Source organism: Telluria sp. ZT3P26 (assembly GCF_059686035.1).
The window spans coordinates 577,423-599,438 of record NZ_JCASII010000003.1; the positions used below are offsets into that span (position 1 = coordinate 577,423).

Sequence of the window (22,016 nt, forward strand, 5' to 3'; positions counted from 1 at the left end):
AAAACGAATGACTCCGAATCGAAATTATTCGCTTTTTTCATGCAGAACTCGTGATCTAACATGCGCTCTGAACTGCAACGGAGCCTTGGGAGGAAGTTTTTTAAAGAAACCATACTACGTGGTGGTGACATATCTGGCAGAGAGACTGCATCGCAGCAAGGCTGTGGGATGGGTACTGCCGAGGTAATCTCACACCACGTTTAGTGCTGCGTTTTATCCAGGACGCCGTCTGCAGTCTCGATGCAACCTGCTGCGACCTGTGATGCCGCCATGGCCATCAGCAGGCGCACCAAAATTAAAATAATTGGAGATAAAAGATGAACCGAGTGAACAGAAAGAGTATCCGACAGATTGTGGTCAGTGCCATCCTTGGCACTGCTTTTTACCAACCAGCTTACGCCGCTTGGCCGAACGACAAACCTGTCGAAGTGGTCGTTGGCTTCGCAGCAGGCGGTGGTACCGATCTGTTGGCGCGCAAGATAACGCGGTTCATGCAAAAGCCGCTCGGCGAAAAAACACAGTTTATCGTCATGAACAAACCTGGCGCGGGAGGCGAAATTGCCACGGGTTACGTTGCACGTGCTGCGGCAGACGGTTACTCCATTGCGGTCGTCAACATGCCGGGGTTCCTGTATGTCCCGATGTCGAAAAAATCCCAATACAAGTCTGAAGACTTCCGCCTGGTCGCGCGAATCGTCGATGATCCAACGGTGTTAATTGTTCGATCGGACAGCAAATATACCAACCTCGCCAGCGTTCTGGCAGCCCTCAAACGGCAACCAGGTTCTGTCTCATTCGGAAATAACGGCATTGGGACGAATAGCGAGATTGCTGCCAAATTGATCAGCAAGCAAACGGGATTGTCGCTAAACGAAGTGCCGTACAAAGGAACGGCAGCACAGCGCACCGACTTGCTCGGTGGTTTCATCGATATTGCGGTCGTGAGTGCAAGTGAAGTGCCTGAACTCCATCACGGGAAAACGGCTGAGTATCGTGCAATTGCGCAGCTCTCCCGGACAAGAATCAAGGCACTGCCTCAAGTGCCGACAGCGATCGAATCAGGCTTGCAAGTGACGATGTCATCGGAACGTGGATTTGCGGTCCATAAAAATGTTCCGCTGAATATCACCCTACAGCTGCAAAAAGCGGTCGAAACAGTTGTTCGTGATCCTGAATTTTCTATAGCAAACCCCGGAGACGCTCCTGTTTTTGCCTACCTTCCGGGTGCTCAATGGAATAATTCGCTGAATCAGACTCGCAAGCTGTTGCAGGAAGTACTCGCGGATAAGCAGAAGTGAATGTCAAAGCGTCGTCGAGGTGCATGGGTGTTTGCACTAGTCATGGCGGCTCGCTGAGCCGTGGCGGGCCTCCGTTGCTGCTGCAGGAAGCGAAGCGAACCGACCCGCCATCAGCTCAGCGCGCCGCCGCTTTCGCCCGCGCTGCATGCAATTTCTTATAGCTGTCGATCAGGCGATGATGGCGGTCGAGACCTTCGAGCGCCATGCTGGTCGGGGTCAGGCCATGGAAGCGCACGCTGCCATCGACCGAACCGAGGACGGCGTCCATGCGCTCGTCACCATACATGCGGCGGAAATTCACGACGTAATCATCCAGTTCCAGATCGTCGTCGAGCGAGACTTCCAGCACCACATTCATCGCCTGGTAGAACAGGCGACGTTCGACCGTGTTGTCGTTGTACTGCAAGAACGCACCGACCAGTTCATGTGCATCTTCGAGCTGGCCAAGCGCCAGGTGAATCAGCAGTTTGAGTTCGAGCACGGTCAGCTGGCCCCATTCGGTATTCTCGTCGAACTCGATCCCGATCAGCGTGGCGATATCCGAGTACTCGTCGAGTTCACTGTTTTCCAGGCGATCGATCAGCGCTTCCAGGCTGTCGTCGTCCAGGCGATGCAGATTCAGGATATCGCTGCGGAACAGCAGCGACTTGTTCGTGTTATCCCAGATCAGGTCTTCGACCGGATAGATTTCGGAGTAACCCGGCACCAGGATGCGGCAGGCGGTCGCGCCAAGCTGGTCGTACACGGCCATATACACTTCCTTGCCCATGTCGGCGAGGATTGCCAGCAGCGTCGCCGCTTCCTCGGCATTGGCGTGTTCGCCCTCGCTCGTGAAATCCCATTCCACGAAATCGAAATCGGCTTTGGCGCTGAAGAAGCGCCACGAGACGATACCGCTCGAATCGATGAAGTGTTCGACGAAGTTGTTCGGTTCGGTGACGGCATTGCTGGCGAAGGTCGGCTGCGGCAGATCGTTCAGGCCTTCGAAACTGCGCCCTTGCAGGAGCTCGGTCAGGCTGCGTTCCAGCGCCACCTCGAAACTCGGGTGCGCGCCAAACGAGGCGAACACGCCGCCGGTCTTGCGGTTCATCAGCGTCACGCACATGACGGGATAGGTGCCGCCCATCGACGCGTCCTTCACCAGCACCGGGAAGCCCTGCTCTTCCAGTGCTGCGATGCCGGCCACGATGCCCGGATATTTCGCGAGCACCTCTTGCGGCACGTCCGGCAGCGACAATTCGCCTTCCAGGATCTCGCGCTTGACGGCGCGCTCGAAAATCTCGGACAGGCACTGCACCTGCGCTTCGGCCAGCGTGTTACCGGCGCTCATGCCATTGCTGACATACAGGTTCTCGATCAGGTTGGTCGGGAAGTATACAACCTCGTTGTCGGACTGGCGCACGTACGGCAGCGCGCAGATGCCGCGCGCGGCGTTGCCCGAGTTGGTATCGATCAGGTGCGAGCCACGCAGTTCGTCGTCCGGGTTGTAGATCTCGAGGCTATAGGCATCGAGAATCTCCGCTGGCAACGCGTCGTTCGGCCCCGGCTTGAACCAGCGTTCATTCGGGTAATGGACGAACGATGCGTTGGCAATGTCTTCGCCCCAGAACGCGCCGGCGTAGAAGTGATTGCAATTGAGACGCTCGATGTATTCGCCCAGCGCAGACGCCAGCGCGCTTTCCTTGGTCGCGCCCTTGCCGTTGGTGAAACACATCGGTGAATGGGCGTCGCGGATATGCAGTGACCACACGTTCGGGACGATATTGCGCCACGAGGCGATCTCGATCTTGATGCCCCAGTCGGCGAGCATGCCCGACATATTGGCGATGGTCTGCTCGAGCGGCAGGTCCTTGCCGGTGATATAGGTGCGCGAATCGGTCGACGGCTGCAGCGTCAGGAGTGCCTGCGCATCGGCGTCGAGATTCTCGACTTCTTCGATGACGAACTCGGGACCGGCCTGCACGACCTTCTTGACGGTGCAACGGTCGATCGAACGCAGGATGCCCTGGCGGTCCTTGTCCGAGATATCGGCAGGCAGCTCGACCTGGATCTTGAAAATCTGCTGGTAGCGGTTCTCGGGGTCGACGATATTATTCTGCGACAGGCGGATGTTTTCGGTCGGGATGTTGCGCGTGTCGCAGTACAGCTTGACGAAGTACGCCGCGCACAGGGCCGACGACGCCAGGAAGTAATCGAATGGCCCCGGGGCCGAGCCGTCACCCTTGTATCGGATGGGTTGGTCGGCAATCACCGTGAAGTCATCGAACTTCGCCTCGAGGCGCAGTTTATCGAGAAAGTTGACCTTAATTTCCATCGCAGATTTCCTCAGTAACGCTCTAAATCGTTCAAAAGCATAAAGCCCTGTAAAAACAGGGCTCTATTATTATTCGTATGCGGGCGGGTGGGCTGCCGGCGTCAGGCGCCAGGTGCCACGCTCGCGGCCCGCCATTTTAGCATCGTTGCAGTGTCGGGCAATCGACAACCGGCGCAATGAGCAGACAGGTAAAAGCGCGCGCGTCCTTCAAATGTCGCCCTCTTCCCAGATTGGATGCCACCGGCGTGGCAGCCGTCTGGCGCCGGTGTCACGTGCCGACAAAGCGCGGGCCGCTGCTGACGGCGGGGTTTTGCCGTACTCAGCCTAATTGTTGGTTAGTTACATTTTATTGAGATGCAGATTGTGCCGTCTGATAGGCAGCACCTGATCAGGTATCGCCGCGATCGATCGCGCCAGCACGGAAGCGCTTGCGGTAGTCGGACGGTGATGTACGCAGCGTTGCCTTGAAATGCTGCCGCAGCGACAGCGCCGTGCCGAACCCGGACGCGTGCGCGACGTGCTCGATCGACAAGTCACCCGTCTCGAGAAGCCGCTGGGCGTGGATCAGCCTCTGGCTCTGCAACCATTGCTTGAAGGAGGTCCCTGTCGCAAGACGAAAATGGCGGGTGAAATTTCGCCGGCTCATGGCAGCACGTTCGGCCAGCATGTCGATGCTGTGCTCCTCGTGCAGGTGCGCGCCGACCCAGTCGAGCAACTGGGCGAAGCGCCCTGCCGCCGCATCGTCCGGCACCGGCCGCTCGATGAACTGTGCCTGTCCGCCGTCGCGGTGCGGCGCGACCAGGATGTGCTTGGCGACCCGATTGGCGACCTCGGCGCCACAGAGCCGCCGCAGCAGATGCAGGCAGCAATCGAGGCCGGCGGCAACACCGGCCGAGCTCAGTATGTCCCCGTCGTCCACATATAGCACGTGCTGGTCCACGTTGATTCGGGGATAGTGCTTTGCAAGCATGTCGGCCGCTTGCCAGTGCGTTGCCACGGTGCGCCCATCGAGCAGGCCAGCCTGCGCCAGCGGGAAAGCGCCCAGGCACAAGCCGACAATGATCGCGCCACGCGCATGTCCACGGCGCAAACTGTCGAGCAGATCGTCCGGCGCGCTGCGACCGTCTGCATGCCAGGACGGCATGACGATGATGTCAGCCTCGTCGACTGCCGTCAGATCGGCAGTGGTCGAGATCGCAAACCCGGCAGAGGTCGCCAACGGGCCCGCCTGCGACGCGCAGACAGTGATCTCGAACGACATCGCCTCGGCGCCGGCCGCGTGGCTGCCGAACACGAGACAAGGCACCGACAGATGAAATGGCGTGATGCCCTCGAAAGCAATGACGGCGATCTTACGATGGCTGACAACGAAGTGTAGTGGATGCATGGCCCGATTGTATCGAAAGTCAGCCTTCGGGCCAATGTTCGATCGTCCCCATCCCGCAGATAATCGTTGCACCGGTTTGCCCGACAGGTCAAACGACATCGTCGTCGGGCGCCAGATCTCCATGAAAGGAACACACCATGAACAAACGCGCTATCGTCGTCGTCGACCTCCAGAACGAGTATCTGCCTGCCGGAAAGCTGGCCCTGACCGGCATCCATGCTGCATTGGAAAATGCAGCACGCGTGATCGCGGATGCCCGGGCCAAAGGCGACCTGGTCATCCATATCCGCCACGAGTCCGCGGACCCTGACGCGCCCTTCTTCACTCCGGGAACGCAGGCCGTGCAGATTCACGACACCGTGTCGCCTGCGCATGGCGAAACGGTCGTCGTGAAGAACTTCCCGAATGCCTTCCTGAAGACGAATCTCAGGGAGCTGCTCGACGACCACGGTGTCGAGGCAGTCACGGTGATCGGCGCCATGAGCCATATGTGCATCGATGCGACGACCCGAGCGGCGTCCGACTTCGGGTACAAGACGACGGTCGTGCACGACGCCTGCGCCACGCGCGACCTCGAGTTCGGTGGAACGACCGTGCCAGCGGCGCAGGTGCACGCCGCGTTCATGGCGGGACTCGCCTTTGCCTATGCGTCGGTGCCGTCTACCGACGACTATCTGGCGGGCTGACCAGCAACTGGTCCGTGACGGGCGGGAGCCAGCGGGGTGCCCTGCTCTGCCTCCTGCCGTCATCAGCACGCCAAGCAGCATGCCGGCGCACCCGCTCCGGCAGCCCCCCCTGTCGTTTCTAACCATCCCCATCCCCATCGATCGTGCTTCGTGCATTCGTCCTGAATGCGTCCGCACACGCGTCGAACCACACTCTGCGCCCAGCGCCAGTCACCGCCATACGGCCTCTCGTCACGCCCACCACCACACCAAACAAAAATCATCGACAGACACGACTTTCGAATGAAAGAATTTCCTTGAAATACGCGAACACAACGGAAATTCGAAAAAACGAAAGATGCTTTGTATTCAACCGAATTTCGCTATAGACTTGGCATCACAGTGACAGTTCGAGCAGTGTCGAAGACTTTCGATATCGACGAACCGAAACCTGTAAGTTAAGGACTTGAGCAATACGAAATAAAACGAAAGAAAGAAACAGATCATCCAGCTGGTCCGTATCCCGGCTAGTGTAGGCAGTGATCGCAACGAGACAGCCTTTCCGTTTGCCAGCATTCGCCACGCTGCTCCAACAACTTATACAAGGAAGCGTTTAATGAATTCTCCTTCACAGTGCCGCTCGGGCGCAGACCGTCATGGTCGCTTCGTGCTCAATCCGCTGACGTCTGCCACCCTGCTCGCGCTTGCCACGCTCGCGACATCGGCCCGCGCCCAGGATGTCATCGCAGCCGATGCCGGCAAGCTGGAACAAGTTGTTGTGACCGGCACTCGTGCCAGTCTGCAGCAGTCGCTGGAACTCAAGCGCAATGCCGCGGTCGTACAGGACAGCATCAGCGCGACGGAACTGGGCCGCTTCCCCGACAACAACGTGGCCGACTCGCTCAGCCATATCACCGGTGTCTCGATTTCGCGCACGGCCGGCGGCGAAGGCCAGCGGGTCAGCATTCGCGGCCTGGGGCCGGACTACACGCTCACCACCTTCAACGGTCGCCTGCTGGGCACCGACAGCGCGGGCCGCTATTTCGCGTTCGACGTGCTGCCGGCCGATGTGATCAGCGGCGCCGACGTCGTCAAATCGACCCAGGCACAACTGGTCGAAGGCGCCATCGGTGGCCTGGTGAATCTGCGTTCGGCCAGCCCGTTCGACCAGAAGGGCCAGCGTGGCCTGGTGCGCGCCGAGGCTGACCACAACGATATGAGTAGCCTGAACGGCAAGAAGCTGTCCGCCACCTACAGCAATACCTTCGACAACAAGCTCGGCGTGCTGTTCGGTCTCGTGTATGCCAAGCGCGATGTGCGCACCGACACCGCCGGCAATGACGGCGGCTGGTCACGCAATCCGATCCCGAGCGACCCGAGCCAGTTCTGGGAATCGGGCAATACCTGGGGCGGCGCCATCGATCCGAACGGTAACGGCGTACTCGACCCGAACGAAGAAGGCCTGATCGGGCCCGGCCAGTTCCGCTTCGGCTCCATCATGGAGAAAAAGGAGCGGATCGCGCTCTCGGGCAAGGTGGAGTGGCGGCCCAGCAGCGACGTCAAGGTCATCTTCGACGGCTTCAAGACCCGGCTCGATTCGCCGCAGGTGGGCTACCAGCTGTCGTACTACCCGCTGTATGCGCCGGGCCGCTGGTCCGACATCAAGGTCAGCAACAATGTCGTGACCGACCTGACCTTGAACAGCAGCGACCCCGAACTGCGGCTCAATCCCGAAGTGCTGAACAAGACCGAATACCGGGTCGTCGATACCGCCATGTACGGCACCCGCGCCGAATGGCGGATTTCCCCGACCTTGAACGTGGCGGGCGATGTCTATCTGTCGACATCGAAACGTGATTCCGGTGGCAAGGACAGCTACGTCGTGCTGCGCATGAACCAGCCGAATACGACGCGCATCCGGCTCAACGGCGGCGCCGTGCCCGACGTGACGACCACGCTGGCCGACGGCCGCGACCTGCAGAGCGGCCTGGCACAGGGCCTGTTCAGCGGCAAGGACTTCAACACCCACTTCTACAGCCGTGCGGGCGACAATATCGATGACCGCATCGGCGGCGCGACAGTCAATGCCGACTGGAAGGTGGACCGTTACAGCATCGACTACCTCAGGTTTGGCCTCAGCCAGACGAACCGCAAGAAATCGCGCGACATGATCAACAATGCGTTCAACTCGGGGCAGGATCACTATTCTGGCGAAAACGCGATCAACGTGGGCGCCCTGGGCGGCAACGTGATCAACCAGACCTTGAGCCCGAAAGGCTTTCTGTCGGGCGTGAACGGCAACTTCCCGCGCAGCTTCCTCGGCTTCGACGTCGACAGCTATGCACAGGCACTGGCGGGCTACGATGGCCAGCCGCGGCCGGGCGGCGGCGTCTATAGCTCGACGCTGTCGGCCCCCGCCTTCAACCCGCTGGAAAGCTACCGCGTCGAAGAAAAGACGTCGACCGCCTTCGTGCAGGCCGACCTGGCCGGCGACCGCTGGTTCGCCGACGTCGGCGTGCGCTTCGTGCGCACCAAGACCAGTGCACAGGCGTGGGACGCCAAGATCAACGAGATCGTGCAGAACGGCGCTTTCAACTTCACGCCCATCTACGCCGACCCGTCGATCGTGCGCCAGGATGCCACCTACAGCTTTGCCCTGCCGTCGGGTAACTTCACCTATTCGCTCACGGACAAGCTGCAACTGCGCGTCGGCGCGGCCAAGACGATGGCACGCCCATCGGTCGACAAGCTGGCGCCGTCGAGCACCACGGCCAGCATCTCGTGGGGCGACTTCACGCAGATCTACGGCGGCAATGCCGATCTGAAGCCATACACGGCGCACCAGGCCGATGTGTCGCTGGAATGGTATTACGCCAAAGGCTCCGCGATGACCTTCGCCGTCTACCAGAAGAACATCAAGAACCAGATCACCAACCTCTGGCTGACCGGCCAGGACATTGGTGCACCGGGCGGACGCCTGTTCAACGTGCAACGCCCCATCAACGGCGACAGCGCCAAGGCGCGCGGCATGGAGATCGGCATGCAGCACCTGTTCAACAACGGTTTCGGCGTGCGCGCACAATACACGCGCAACCTGTCGACCAGCTGGGTCGCCGGCGTCGAACGCCCGCTCGAGGGCGTTGCGCCTGCAAGCGCGTCGCTGGGCCTCCTGTATGAGCGTGGTCCGTGGAGCATGAGTACCACGGCCGACTTCACCGATTCGTTCGTCACTGCCAGCAACGTGATCGGTTCCGGCTTCAACGAAGTGACCAACTCGGTGACCTGGGTTACGGCCCAGCTCGCCTATGATGTGAACAAGTCGCTGCGCATCAGCATCGAGGGCAACAACCTGACCGATGCCGAGCAGGCACCCCGGCTGACCAACGGCACCGTCAGCCTGCCCAACGGCTACTACCGTTACGGGCGCTCCGTGACCCTGGGCGCCAGCCTGCGATTCTGATGAAGTATGCGGCGCCATGGTCCGTGGCGCCACCAAGTCCATCGCCAGCGCGGGCCGGCCTGGCAATCCACCGGCCCGCCATACCGAGAACTGGAATCCTGATGCACACTGCTGTCTTTTCCTTTGCCGTCCTGATTGTCGGGACCGTCCCTTTCGCCGCGCACGCCGCGGACCAGTCCAGCTACACGATGGCGGACTACGCCAGCGTCGCCAAGATCGACGCCCACCTGCACCTGCATAACGCAGCGCCGGCGTTCATGGAAAGCGCAAAACGCCAGAACTTCAAGATCCTGTCGATCAACGTCGACTATCCCGATTTTCCACCGCTCGATGACCAGCAGCGCGTCGCCATCGCACTGAAAAAGCAGTTCCCGCAGGACGTGGCATGGGCAGCGAGCTTCTCCGTCGATGGCTCCGCCCAACCGGCCTGGCTGGCCGCCACCCGCCACCGCATCGCCGCATCGATGGAAGCCGGCGCCGTCGGCGTGAAGGTCTGGAAGAACATCGGCATGAGCCTGCGTGGTGCCGATAAAGAACTTGTCATGATCGACGACGCGCGCTTTGCGCCGCTGTTCGACGACCTGGCCCGCCAGGGCATCCCGCTGCTGGGCCACCAGGGCGAGCCGCACAATTGCTGGCTGCCGCTGGCGCGCATGACGGTCAACAACGACCGCACCTACTTCAAGAACCACCCGCAATACCATATGTACCTGCACCCCGAGATGCCGAGCTGGGAAGCGCAGATGGCGGCGCGCGACCGCATGGTGGCGGCGCACCCGACGCTGCACTTCGTCGGCGTGCACCTGGCGTCGCTCGAGCGCAATGTGGACGAACTGGCCGCCTTCCTCGACAAATTCCCGCACGCCGTCGTGGACGCGTCGGCGCGCATCGGCCAGCTGCAATACCAGAGCCAGCGCGATCGCGAGAAGGTGCGCAACTTCTTCATCAAGTACCAGGACCGCATCCTGTACGGCAGCGACATGGCGCAAGAGCCTGGCCAGGATGGCGCCGCGCTGGGTCGCGAAGCCGAAGGCGTGTGGCGGATGCACTGGCGTTACTTCAATACGGCAGAGTCGTTCAAGGTTGCCGATCTCGACAAGCCCGTCCAAGGTCTCGCACTGCCACGCGACGTCGTCGACAAGCTTTACCGCACGAATGCCGAGCGCGCCTTCCCCGGCGCCTGGAAAGGCCAGCCATGACCGCGCGCCGTGCATTCCTCGGTTGGCTGGGCGCGGCGCCGCTGGCCACGCACATCCCGCTGGCCCAGGCGGCGGCAACCCCGGTCTCCGGCAAGGGCCATGTGCGCGTGCAGGACAGCGCCGTCTCGCTGCAGTTCGACGGGCAGCTGCGTTGCCGTATCGTCAGCCTGCTGGGCAAGCAGCCGGTCGCGCTGACGGGTTTTGACACGAGCGAACACCTGGTCGTCGGCGGCAAGCCGGTCGGCCGCTTCACGCTGCAAAAGGCCGCGCCGGCCCGGGCCACGACGCCGTTTGGCGCCGGACAGGCGCTGCACCTCATCGGCCGTGCCACCGCGGGCATCGAAAAGCGCGTCACCGTGACCCTGCTCGACGAGCATCCGGGCGTGGCATTGCTCGACGTGCAATACCTGAATATCGGCGACAAGCCGCTGACGATCGACGCCTGGGCGAACGGCGCGCACCGCCTGGCCGCCGCGCCGCGCCATGCGGGCGGCTACTGGACCTATTCCGGCGCCAGCCACGCCGACCGGCGCGACTGGGTCCAGCCCGTCAAGCGCGGTTTCGAGCAGGGCAACTTCCTGGGCATGAACGCGTCGGACTACGGCGGCGGCACCCCGGTCGCCGATGTCTGGCGCCGCGACGTCGGCCTGGCCGTCGGCCACCTAGCCCTGCAACCGCTGCTCGTGGCGCTGCCCGTGAAGGCGGTCGGCGACGGGGTCGAGATCGCCCTGCGCGGCGACATCCCGCAGAGGCTGGCGCCAGGTGCAACACTTGCCACCCCGCCCACGTTCATCGCCGTGCACCGTGGCGACTTCTATGTACCGCTCGACCGTTACCGCCGCCTGATGGCCGCGCAGGGCCTGGCGGCCCCCGAGCCGCCGCAAAGCGCCTACGATGCGCAGTGGTGCGCGTGGGGCTACGAACGCGATTTCTCGCTCGACTATGTGCGCGCCACGCTGCCCAAGGTGCAGGAACTGGGCTTCAAGTGGGCCGTCCTGGACGATGGCTGGCAGGTCAAGACCGGCGACTGGACGCCCGACCTCGCCAAATTCCCGCGCGGCGGCGACGACATGAAGGCGCTGGTGGCCGACATCCACGCACGCGGCATGAAGGCGCGCCTGTGGATCGCGCCGCTTGCCGTGGCGCCCGGCAGCGACGAGCTGCACGAGCATACCGACCTGCTGCTGCTCGACGAGACCGGCGCAGCCCAGGACGTCACCTGGTGGAACTGCTTCTACCTGTGCCCCGCCTACGAAAAAACGCAAACGCGCCTGGCCGCGACACTGCGCATGATCATAGCGGACTGGGGCTTCGACGGCCTCAAGGTCGATGGCCAGCACCTCAACGGCGTGGCGCCATGCTTCAATCCGAAGCACCAGCACAAGCGCCCGGAGGAATCGGTCGAGGCGGTCGCCGACTTCTACAAGGTCATGCACGATGTGGTGCATGCAGCCAACCCGGAAGCGGTGCTCGAGGTCTGCCCATGCGGCACCAGCTACGCCTTCCACAACATGCCGTTCATGGACCAGGCGCCATCGTCCGACCCGCTGTCGAGCTGGCAGGTGCGCCACAAGGGCAAGACGCTCAAGGCGCTGATGGGCCCATGGTCCGCCTACGCGGGCGACCACGTGGAACTGAGCACGGGCGGGCAGGATTTCGCCTCCAGCGTCGGCATCGGCGCCGTCATCGCCACCAAGTTCACGTGGCCCGTCGACCCGAAACCGAAGGACTCGTTCCTGCTGACACCCGAGCGCGAAGCCCACTGGCGCCAGTGGGTGGACCTGTACAACAAGGGGCGGCTGGCCGAAGGCCGTTACCGGGGCGAGCTGTATGACCTGGGGTTCGACAAGCCGGAAACCCACGTGGTGGAGCAGGCTGGCGCATTGCACTACGCGTTCTACGCCGATCGCTGGGACGGCATGGTGGCCTTGCGTGGCCTTGGCCCGGGCACCTGGACGCTGCGCGACTCGCTCAGCGGCAAGGCATTGGGCAAGGTGTCCGCCGACAAGCCAACGCTGCCGCTGCGCTTCACCCACAGCCTGCTGGTCGAAGCGCGGCCCGACGTCCCTGACCTGCTGCCTGTTGCGTTTGCCAGCAGGATCCAGGCCGTGGGGGCGGACGGCTTCCCGCACGCCTCGCAGTGGGCCGATGCCCCCGCGACCTTCTTCCGCCACGACTGGCAGGGCACGCCACTTGCCGGGCCCCAGTCGACGCGTGTCCAGCTGCTGCGGGGCGCGGGCCACCTGTACCTGCGCTTCATCTGCAAGTACGAGACGCTCGCCACCTTTGACCAGGCCGGCCCGGCAAGCGCCATCTGGCCGCTGTGGGAGCGTGACGTCGTCGAAGTCTTCCTGCAGGCGCCCGAGCGCGCCGGGCTGAACAGCTATCGCGAGGTGCAGGTTGCGCCGAACGGGCTACTGCAGGAAATCGCGGTCGAGGTGTCGGGCAAGCGGCGCATCGCCGGCGAGAGCCGCGCCAGGGCGCATGTCGATGCGAACAACAAGGTCTGGACAGCCGAACTGGCCGTGCCGATGCGCGCTACGGGCGGCGCCGACGATGGCTGGCGCCTGAACCTGTTCCGCGTCGAAGGCGCCGCAAAAGACCGCCTGCATTCGGCCTGGAGCCCGACCCGCACCGCTGCGCCCGACTTCCACGTGCCACGCGCGTTCGGCCGGCTGCTGATCGACGCATGATGCTGCAGCGCCTGCGGCCGCTCGCGCTGCTCGTCATGTTGTCGGGGTACGCTCACGCCGTGCAGTCGACAGACCGGCCGGGGGGCATGGTCGGGACGACGTTCAGGGCGTCGGCAGACGAAATCGCCAACCCCGAGCGTGGCATGTACGTCTGGGCTGCCGACAACCTGGCGGCGTGGACGCAGGCGCAGGCCGATGCACAGTTTGCGGCCGGCTACCGGATCGTCTACGCGCCGGTGCGGCTGGACGCGCATGCCGGCCGCACGTTGCCTGCGACGCTGCTGCGCGAGTTGACCGAAGGTTTTACCGTTGCGCGCCGCGCGGGCCTGAAAGTCATTCCGCGTTTTATGTACAACTTCCCGGCCGGCGAAACGGCCTACCGCGCGGCGCAGGATGCACCGCTCGAACGCGTGCTGGAGCATATCGGGCAGCTCAAGCCGGTCCTGGCGGCCAATGCCGATGTCATCGCGTACCTGCAGGGCGGGTTCATCGGGGCCTGGGGCGAATGGCATACGTCATCCAACGACCTGACCCTGCCGACGCAGCGCACGCGGATCCGCGATGCGCTGCTGGCCGCGCTGCCCGCCGACCGCTTCCTGCAACTGCGCTATCCGCCCTACCTGATGGCGTGGGCGCCGCAAGCGCCGCGCTGGCGCGACGGTTCGACCGCAGCACGCATCGGCGTGCACAACGACTGCTTTCTCGCATCCGGCACGGATGTCGGCACCTACAGCGAGAACGCGGCGATCCGGCAGCGCGAGCGCACCTATGTGGCCGCGCTGTCGACCACGGCGCCGTTCGGCGCCGAGACCTGTAACCCTGCCGATGCGGTCAACCCGACGCCACGTACGAATTGCGACGACATCCTGCGCGAAGGCCGGCGCTTTGGCCTGACCTACCTGAACGACAGCTACTACCGCGACCTGTTTCACACACGCTGGCAGGCGCAGGGCTGTCTGGCGCAGGTCAGGCGCAGCATGGGCTACCGGTTCGAGTTGGTGACGCTGCGGCATAGTGCGCGCATCATGGCTGGCCAGTCGGGCGAACTGGTGCTGACCGTGCGCAACAGCGGCTGGGCACGCGCCTTCAACCCGCGGGGCGTGCAACTGGTGCTCAGGCACCGCGCCACCGGCCAGGTCGTGCGGCTGGCCCTGGCATCGATCGACCCGCGCACCTGGCTGCCCGGGCAGACCAGTACCGCAACCGCACGGGTTGCCATCCCGGGCGGCACACCCAGTGGCGCCTGGGACATGCTGCTGGCCTTGCCGGATGGCGCGGCATCGCTCGCTGGCGATGCGCGTTACAGCGTGCGGCCTGCCAACGCCGACGATGCCGCCAAAGCGCAGGCATGGGAAGCATCGCCGGGCGCGTTCCGTACCGGGACGACGCTGCACATTCTTTGACGTGCTGCCACGCCGCTGGCGCGTGGCCGGCCTAGTCCGCGATCAGCAGTTCGATGCCGGCCTCGCGCAGGCCGTCCCGGTATTGCGGGCTGATATCGCTGTCGGTGATGACGGTGTGGACGCGGTCGAGCTGCACGATGCGGTGCAGGCTGATGAAGCCGAACTTCGACGAATCGGCAAGCACGATGACTTTCCGTGCGCGCTCGACCATCTTGTGGTTCAGGCTCGCTTCCGCCTCGTGGTGGGTCGTCACGCCGAACTGCAGGTCGAGACCATCGACGCCCAGGAACAGCTTGTCGAAACTGTAGGCCTGCAGACAGGCTTCGGCCTGCAAACCCTGGATCGACAACGCCTGCTTGCGCAGCAGGCCGCCGGTGAGGATCAGGTCGACGCCTGCCGCGTTGACCAGCTCCCAGGCGATGTTCAGGCCATTGGTCAGCACCGTCACGTTCTGCACATCGCGCAGGTGGCGTGCCAGCGACAGCGTCGTGGTGCCCGAATCGATGATGATGTTCTCGCCCGGCTTGACCAGGCGCGCAGCCAGCGCGCCGATGCGCTCTTTCTGCTCGTGATTGAGGGCGTCTTTTTGCGACACCGTGTGCTCGGTCGGTGGCATGCGTGCCAGCGTGGCGCCGCCATGGCTGCGGATGGCCAGGCCCTGCGCCTCGAGTGCACTCAGGTCGCTGCGGATCGTCACCGCCGATACGTTCAGTTGCTTGACGAGTTCGCTGACCTGGACCGAGGCCTGTTCAGTTAGAGCTTTAAGAATGGTGTCGCGGCGCTGACCGGTTTGACCCATGATTGGATACGCAGATTTAATAAAAAAACAGCTTACCAGATTGGCGCACGGCCGGCACGCCCAGTGCTTGACGGCGCGTCATTGCGCGCCTGCCAGACGTGCGAGCGCTGCGGGTTCCAGCGGTATGCCGACCTGGTGCGCCGCATACACGGCAGCGCCGAGCACCGGCGGCAGGCGCGGCGCCACCAAGCGGTAGGCGCCGGCACTGCTGGCAGCGAGAACGCGGGCAAATGGCGCGCGTAGTGGCCCATCCTCACCGAACAAGCCGCCCGAATACGACACCGTGACGTCGGTACCGGGATCGACACCCAGCTGGCCCCGGACCGCGTCGACCAGCGCCACCACTTCGAGCGCAGCCGCTGCCAGGATCGCCGCCGCCTGCGCATCGCCCAGCGCCGCCGCTTCGGACACGAGGCGCGACAGCGCAGCCACCTTGCTGCGCTCCCCTTTCAGGTCGCCATAGACGACCTGGCACAGGTCGAGATCGTCCTGCAGCGCCAGGCGCGTGCGCACCAGCCCGTGCAACGGCCCGCGCGGCGCGCGGCCATCGCTCATGCGCGAGAACAGCGCCAGCCCGGCGCGCGCGATCCAGTAGGCCGAGCCTTCGTCGCTGAACAACTCGCCCCATCCGCCGGCACGCGCACCCTGCCCGCCGATGCGCCCGTAGGCCATCGAGCCGGTGCCGGCGATGACGCTGATGCCATCGGCGCAGGCGAGCGAACCGGCCCAGCTGCACACCATGTCGTTGTCGCACAGGTAGCGCCCGTGGCCCAGCACGGCGCGCGGCAGCGCATCCAGTTGCGCCTGCACGGCGCGGTCTTCGCCGTAGGCGGGCAAGCCGAAGAACGCGAAGGTGACGTCGTTCGCACTGATGCCGGCCGCCGCGAACAAGCCGGCGCAGCCGCGCGCCAGCACGTCAGCCGCACCATCCATGCCGACTTCGAGGTAGTACGCGCTGCTCTGCTCGTTGCGCGCCAGGACCTGGCCCTGCCGGTCGATCAGCGCAAACGCCGTCTTGGTACCGCCGCCGTCAACCCCGAGAAACATCGCCGTCCTCCGCCAGTGGATAGATCGTGACGCCCTGCACCACGCGGTTGACGGTGCCCGACACGCTTGGCGTATCCGGGCGCAACCCCAGCGCCAGCGACTGCAGCAGCGCGAACGCCTGGCAGAAGACAATGTACGGCAGCGCCAGCGCCAGGTCCGGGGACTGCCCGACCCCGTCCAGCGCGATGCAGGCGTCGCCCAGCGACGGCTCATCGCGGCCGCTCAGCGCCAGCACGCGGCCGGCCCGGCCATCACTGCGCAGCTCGCGCAGCAGGTCGAGATCATAGCGGCGCGCACGGGCGTCGTTCGACAGCAGCACGACGACCAGCGTGTCGGCATCGACGATCGTCTTCGGCCCGTGGCGAAAGCCCAGCGGCGAGTCGAACAGCGCGACCACCTGGCCATCGGTCAGCTCGAGCAGCTTGAGCGACGCTTCACGGGCCAGCCCGCGCAGCGCATTGCTGCCAAGGTAGACCACGCGGCGAAAACGCCGGGCCACCAGGGCGTCCAGCAGCGGCAGCATCGACGCCAGTACCTGCGCGGCCGCCGCCGACGGCCCGGCGGTGGCGCCCGGTACCAGCACGCCGAACGCGCTGGCCGCAGCCAGCAGCATCGACGTGAAACTGGTGGTCATGGCAAAACCGCGGTCATGCGTGGCGTCCGGCAGCAGGATCGCATACGCGTTGGCGCGGCCCTGCGCCATCCGGCACAAAGCGCCGTCGGCATTGCAGGTGATGACCAGGTGGTAGATCTCGTCCACCACCCCGTCGGCCAGATCGACGGCCGCCACGCTTTCTGGACTGTTACCCGAGCGGCCGAACGATACCAGCAGCGTCGGCACCTTCGGCTGCAGGAACTGGCGCGGGCCCGACACCAGGTCGGTGGTCGGCACGGCTTCCGCGCGCCAGCCGCCACCCAGCAATGCCGGCGCCAGGCATTCGCCGATGAAGGCCGACGTGCCGGCGCCCGTCAGCACGATGCGCAGGTCGGGCCGCGCGAGCAAGGGGCCGAGAAACGCGTCGAGCGCGCTGCGCTGACCAGTGACCAGCGCCTCGATCTCGGGCCAGATGGCCGGTTGCTGCGCGATTTCGCGCGCGGTCAGGCCGGCGCCGGCGGCATCGAGCCGCTCCGCGCCAATGCCCAGAATATTCCTGTCAGCGACTAACATGCTTCCAACTCCTTCGTTGCGGCGCCTGCCATGCAGGCCGCCATGTATTGGCGCAGCACCCTGGCTACGCCCTCTTTGAGCAGATCGACCGGCTGGTTGTTCAACCGTCCTTCACGCACGGCGTTATACTGGAACGGCAGGTACTGGCTCAGCAGCGTGAGCGGCGGCGGCGTGCGCTCCAGACTGGCCAGCAGCCGCGCCTGCGCAGCCTGGATGGCCGGATGCGGCCAGTAGTAGCGGATCCGGTCACTCAGGCTGTATTGCTGGTCGAAGCGGGCGCGGCGCGGCTCGTTGTCGTAGTACTTTTGCCACTGCGCCGGCTCGGCACGCATCACCTCCAGCACCGTGTCCTTGAACCCGGAACCTTTGCCATCACCTGCCATCGCGGCCTCGATATCGGCCAGCGCCCACAGCGTTTCACGCAGCGCGAAGGTCGCGCCCGGGCCCACCTTGAGGATGGCGAAATGGCCGGCGACGAGCGCGGCCAGGTTGGCCGCCGTCTGGTAATCGGTCGAATGGGCCTCGTAGACCAGCGTGGGCACGTCTTCGATCATCCGGCCGAGATCCACGGCGCGCTCGGGCAGGAAGTCGATCACCTTGTGGTGGTCGAATTCGACGCCCGGCTGCACCACCAGGCCGACCACGCGCGGCCACGCCGCATCCAGTCCGGCAGCGGCAAATGCAGCGCGGTGCGCCGCGATCGTCTGCGTCGCCGCAGCGGGCGTCGTGACGCTCAGTTCGGCCAGGTCTTCGTGCGCGCCGCCAGGCACCGGCACTTCGGTGCCCACCACATAGACGGGCGCTTCGCCACCGGCCGCCTGCCAGGCCCGCTCGGCGACGGCGCACAGCCGCGCAGCGCGCGCGGCCACCACGTCATCCTGCAGCGGCACCGGGTCGCCAACGCACGACATCGAGCAATCCAGGTGGATCTTGCGAAAGCCCGCCGTGACGTACTGTTCGATCAGCACTTCGGCCTTCGCCATGGCGGCATCCGCATGCTCGCCCTGCCAGGCATTGGGCCCCAGATGGTCGCCACCGAGCAGCACCCGCTCGCGCGCCAGGCCGACACGGTCGGCGATGGCGTACACGAAATCACGGAACGCGCTGGGTGTCATGCCGGTGTAGCCGCCATCCTGGTTCACCTGATTCGACGTGGCTTCGATCAGCACCGGCTGCGCCGGCCCCGCCGCCAGCGTCACTTCCATCGCCGCCTCGAGCACGATCGGATGGGCCGAGCACACCGCGTGGATCCCGACGGCTTCGCCGGCCTTGTGACGGCGCACCAGATTCAACATGTAGTCCATTTGTCAGGCTCCTTCGGTTGATTCGGCAGGCGCGACGTCGTCCGCCTGCAGCGCAAGAAACAGCGCGGCCGCCAGCGCCAGGCCGATGCCGGCCAGCCGGTAGCCGCCCGGCACCGCGCCGGCCAGCGCCATCGCGATCACGGTGGTCAGCAGCGGCGCGCCGGCATTGACCAGCGGCGATACTGTCAGCGCCTTGCCATGCCTGAACGCGTACACGAGCGTCAGCGCACCAATGGCGTTGAGCACCTGGGTGGCGGCGGCCAGCAGCGGCCCGGATGGCCCGTAATTGATCGGCTGCGAGAAATCGGTCATCGCCAGTGCCACCGGAATGCACAGCAGCGCACTGGCGGTCATATAGAAGAAAATGCTTTCGGCATCCATGCGCGTACTGGCCAGCTTGATGAAGTACGCCTGCAAACCCCATGCAACCAGCACGCCGATCGCCAGCACGAACCACAGCCCGTACTGCTGGGGCGCGCCGCCCGGGTTGAAGTCAAACAGCGGCAGCGCGCACACGGCCAGCACGATGCCAAGCACGCCCATGCGGCCCGTACGCTCATGCAGGAACAGCAACGAGAGCACGATCGTGATGACGGGCGACAGCGAAATCAGCGGGAAAATCAGGTAAGCCGGGCCGGCCTTGACCGCGTAGAACAGCACCATCTGGCCGCCCGCGCCCAGCAGACCAATGGCCAGGCCGTAGCCCACGGCGGTGCGATCGCGGCGCACGCGCCAGCCGGAGCGCGCCAGCACGAACAGCGCCGGCGGCACCATCGTCAGCGCCCACACCACATACACGAGTGTTTCAGGGAAGCCGTTCTGGGTGGGCAGGCCGGCGAACGCGCCCCACACGCCCCACAGCAGCGCCGTCGCCAGCGCGTAGCCGAGCCAGCGCGGCTTGGCAGCACTGGCGGTAGCTTGCTCAGGCAGCGTCGTCTTTTCCAGGGTATCTACTGGGTTCACAGGGCCACCCACACTGTCATCCATGCCGCCATCCAATTTGTGCCGTACTCGACGCCATCGCTCGTTGTGCTTTTCATCCGAATCCTCTCCGCCAGGTGCGTTAGTTTCAAACGTTTTCGTTGCCACCCATGCGATAGTAAAGAAGTGCCAAACGAAAAGCAAAGTCTTTCCAAATATTTTCGCTTTCGCGTGTTTTGGTCAACGAAATCGCGCCTTTTATTTTCGAATACTTTCGATTACCATCAGGACGACGGATGCATATACCGCCCGCCCTTTTCCCGCCCGCAGACAAATTCATCGTCAGGAGATTTGCATGAACCACCTTTGGCACAAGCCACGTGAAACCAAACCCTGGATCGTTGTCTGCGGCAGTGTGGCTGCTGCCTTGAGCCTGACGATGACGCAGGTGCATGCCACTTCGCCGGACGATCCCCTGGCCCCGGCAGGCCGTTGGGAGGGCAACACAAGTGGCAGCGCCAGCACGCCCCCGATGGGCTGGAACAGCTGGAATGCGTTTCGCACGGAAGTCGACGAGGCAAAGGTCATGGGCGCGGCGCAGGTGCTGGCCGACAGCGGCCTGGCGAAGCTCGGGTACAACCATGTCATCCTCGACGATGGCTGGTGGATGAAACGCCGCACCAGCGATAGCCGCCTGCAGATCCGTACCGGCATTTTTCCGTCTGCCGCCACCGGCGGGCCGGACGGCACCAGCTTCAAGCCGTTCACCGACAAATTGCACGCAATGGGCTTCAAGGCGGGCATCTACACGGACGTCGGGCGCAACGCCTGCTCGCAAGCCTACGACCTGCATTCGCCCAATCTGCCCCAGGGCACGACGGCCGAACGCGAAGTGGGCCTGGACGGCCACGTCACGCAGGACATCAACCTGTATTTCAAGGAATGGGGTTTCGATTATCTGAAGATCGACGCCTGCGGACTGGCCGACTTCATACCGGGCTCGGACCTGGTCAAGAAGCAGAGCTACCGCGGCATGGCGCCGCTGATCGAACGCGGGTCGATCAACCGCACGGAGATCGGCGCCGTGCGTGCCCGCTACGAGACCGTTGCCGCGGCCATCAAGACGGCGCGCCCACTGGGCGATTATGTGATGTCGATCTGCGCCTGGGGCATGGCGAACGTGCGCAGCTGGGGCAAGGATGTCGGCAACCTGTGGCGCACCAGCGCCGACATCACGCCGAGCTGGACCAGCATGCTGCACAACTTCGACAGCGCGGCCAAACGCGCGCTGTACGCCGGCCCCGGCCACTGGAACGATCCGGATATCCTGCACATCGGCCATGGCCAATTCGATGCCAGCAACCCGGTCGAAGTGCGCTCGCATTTTTCGCTGTGGGCGATGATCAATGCGCCGCTGCTGATCAGCTATGACTTGCAGCATGGTCCGGCGTCGCTGCTGGCCGTCCTCGGCAATGCGGACGTGATTCGCCTGAACCAGGACAAGGCCGGCCACCAGGGCATCGTCGCCTACGATTCCGACGATGCGCAGATCATCGTCAAGACGCTGGGTGACGGGCAGCGCAAGGCGGTGGCATTGTTCAACCGCGGCGCGGCGCCGGCACCGGTGACGCTGCTGGCGATGCACCTGAAACTGGCGGATGGCGCACCGGTCACGCTGCGCAACCTGTGGACGAAGGAAACCTTGACCTTCACCGGCGAGAAGGCCTTCACGCTCGCGCCGCACGAGACGCTCGTGTTCGAAGCGCACGGCAAGCGCCAGCTGGAACACGGTGTGTATCTGTCGGAGATTCCGGGGGCCATCAATGTCGCCGTCGACGGGACCCGCCAGCCGCAACTCGATCCGACCGTCCATCGCATGATCGACCCGTGGTCCAGCACCCGCTCCGGCGGCTCGCGGCCCCAGTATGCGGGCTGGGGCGGCGCGCAGCCGGATGCAACACCATTCGGCCAGAGCCTGCAGGTGGCCGGTCAGGTGTTCACGTCGGGGCTCGGCGTGCTGTCCAATTCGCGTCTTCAGGTGAAGAACGATGCTGGCTACGCGCGCTTGACCGCATCGGTTGGCGTGGACGATTCGACGGACAACACCAGGGAGCTGGTGCGCTTTTACGTGTATGGCGATGGCAAACTGCTGGCACAAAGCGCGCCGGCCCGGTTCGGATCGAAGGCTCAGGCATTGACGGCCGATGTGCGCGGCATGAAGGTCATTGAACTGGTGGTGCGGGATGCCAGGACCGGCAACGCCGTGCCTGTCGTTGCGACCTGGGGGAATGTGCAGCTGACGCAGGCGGCTGCTGCTGTGGCGGGTCCGCGAACCTCTAGCAGCGACCGCATCTGAGT

14 protein-coding genes are annotated in these 22,016 nt (G+C 64.2%); 7 read left to right on the forward strand and 7 right to left on the reverse strand.

The features are described from left to right. Positions 1–317: 317 nt before the first annotated feature. Positions 318–1,298: a tripartite tricarboxylate transporter substrate binding protein gene (locus AC56LN_RS13265; protein WP_499572344.1), complete on the forward strand. Its 981-nt coding sequence runs from the start codon at positions 318–320 to the stop codon at positions 1,296–1,298. Between the two features lie 115 nt (positions 1,299–1,413). On the opposite strand, the gene AC56LN_RS13270 is transcribed toward AC56LN_RS13265, so the two are convergent. Both AC56LN_RS13270 and AC56LN_RS13275 read right to left on the reverse strand, forming a co-directional pair. After that, positions 1,414–3,612, reverse strand: a complete 2,199-nt coding sequence (locus AC56LN_RS13270) for an OsmC domain/YcaO domain-containing protein (RefSeq protein WP_499572346.1) — start codon at positions 3,610–3,612, stop codon at positions 1,414–1,416. A gap of 388 nt (positions 3,613–4,000) precedes the next feature. After that, on the reverse strand, positions 4,001–4,999 hold the full coding sequence (locus AC56LN_RS13275; RefSeq protein ID WP_499572492.1) for a GlxA family transcriptional regulator: 999 nt from the start codon (positions 4,997–4,999) through the stop codon (positions 4,001–4,003). A gap of 137 nt (positions 5,000–5,136) precedes the next feature. Here AC56LN_RS13275 and AC56LN_RS13280 point away from each other — a divergent pair, with 137 nt between their 5' ends. The 5 genes from AC56LN_RS13280 to AC56LN_RS13300 all read left to right on the forward strand — a co-directional run bounded on the left by AC56LN_RS13280 (position 5,137) and on the right by AC56LN_RS13300 (position 14,419). Continuing rightward, the gene (locus AC56LN_RS13280; RefSeq protein WP_499572348.1) at positions 5,137–5,685 is read left to right on the forward strand and encodes a cysteine hydrolase family protein; all 549 of its coding nucleotides are present in this window, start codon (positions 5,137–5,139) and stop codon (positions 5,683–5,685) included. 595 nt (positions 5,686–6,280) lie between these two features. Beyond that, complete coding sequence (locus tag AC56LN_RS13285) at positions 6,281–9,124, forward strand: TonB-dependent receptor (RefSeq protein ID WP_499572350.1); 2,844 nt, start codon at positions 6,281–6,283, stop codon at positions 9,122–9,124. 101 nt (positions 9,125–9,225) lie between these two features. After that, a complete protein-coding gene (locus AC56LN_RS13290) occupies positions 9,226–10,323 on the forward strand; it encodes an amidohydrolase family protein (RefSeq protein WP_499572352.1) in 1,098 nt (365 codons plus the stop codon). Continuing rightward, positions 10,320–13,016: an alpha-galactosidase gene (locus AC56LN_RS13295; RefSeq protein ID WP_499572354.1), complete on the forward strand. Its 2,697-nt coding sequence runs from the start codon at positions 10,320–10,322 to the stop codon at positions 13,014–13,016. Before AC56LN_RS13290 ends, AC56LN_RS13295 begins: the two co-directional genes overlap by 4 nt. After that, positions 13,013–14,419, forward strand: coding sequence for a DUF4832 domain-containing protein (locus tag AC56LN_RS13300; protein WP_499572356.1), 1,407 nt, complete (start codon positions 13,013–13,015; stop codon positions 14,417–14,419). The genes AC56LN_RS13295 and AC56LN_RS13300 overlap by 4 nt, the downstream gene beginning before the upstream one ends. A gap of 31 nt (positions 14,420–14,450) precedes the next feature. Here AC56LN_RS13300 and agaR read toward each other — a convergent pair whose 3' ends face one another. The 5 genes from agaR to AC56LN_RS13325 all read right to left on the reverse strand — a co-directional run bounded on the left by agaR (position 14,451) and on the right by AC56LN_RS13325 (position 19,700). After that, positions 14,451–15,218 carry a transcriptional repressor AgaR gene (agaR, locus tag AC56LN_RS13305; RefSeq protein ID WP_482899008.1) on the reverse strand — a complete coding sequence of 256 codons (768 nt, stop codon included), beginning with the start codon at positions 15,216–15,218 and terminating at the stop codon, positions 14,451–14,453. 78 nt (positions 15,219–15,296) lie between these two features. Further along, on the reverse strand, positions 15,297–16,265 hold the full coding sequence (locus tag AC56LN_RS13310) for an N-acetylglucosamine kinase (RefSeq protein WP_499572358.1): 969 nt from the start codon (positions 16,263–16,265) through the stop codon (positions 15,297–15,299). Continuing rightward, positions 16,249–17,433 carry an SIS domain-containing protein gene (locus AC56LN_RS13315; protein WP_499572360.1) on the reverse strand — a complete coding sequence of 395 codons (1,185 nt, stop codon included), beginning with the start codon at positions 17,431–17,433 and terminating at the stop codon, positions 16,249–16,251. Before AC56LN_RS13315 ends, AC56LN_RS13310 begins: the two co-directional genes overlap by 17 nt. Continuing rightward, positions 17,427–18,737: a D-tagatose-bisphosphate aldolase, class II, non-catalytic subunit gene (locus AC56LN_RS13320; protein WP_499572362.1), complete on the reverse strand. Its 1,311-nt coding sequence runs from the start codon at positions 18,735–18,737 to the stop codon at positions 17,427–17,429. Before AC56LN_RS13320 ends, AC56LN_RS13315 begins: the two co-directional genes overlap by 7 nt. 3 nt (positions 18,738–18,740) lie before the next feature. Beyond that, a complete protein-coding gene (locus tag AC56LN_RS13325) occupies positions 18,741–19,700 on the reverse strand; it encodes an EamA family transporter (RefSeq protein ID WP_499572364.1) in 960 nt (319 codons plus the stop codon). A gap of 313 nt (positions 19,701–20,013) precedes the next feature. Between AC56LN_RS13325 and AC56LN_RS13330 the strand changes: the two genes are divergently transcribed. Beyond that, positions 20,014–22,014, forward strand: a complete 2,001-nt coding sequence (locus tag AC56LN_RS13330) for an NPCBM/NEW2 domain-containing protein (RefSeq protein ID WP_499572366.1) — start codon at positions 20,014–20,016, stop codon at positions 22,012–22,014. Positions 22,015–22,016 lie beyond the last annotated feature (2 nt).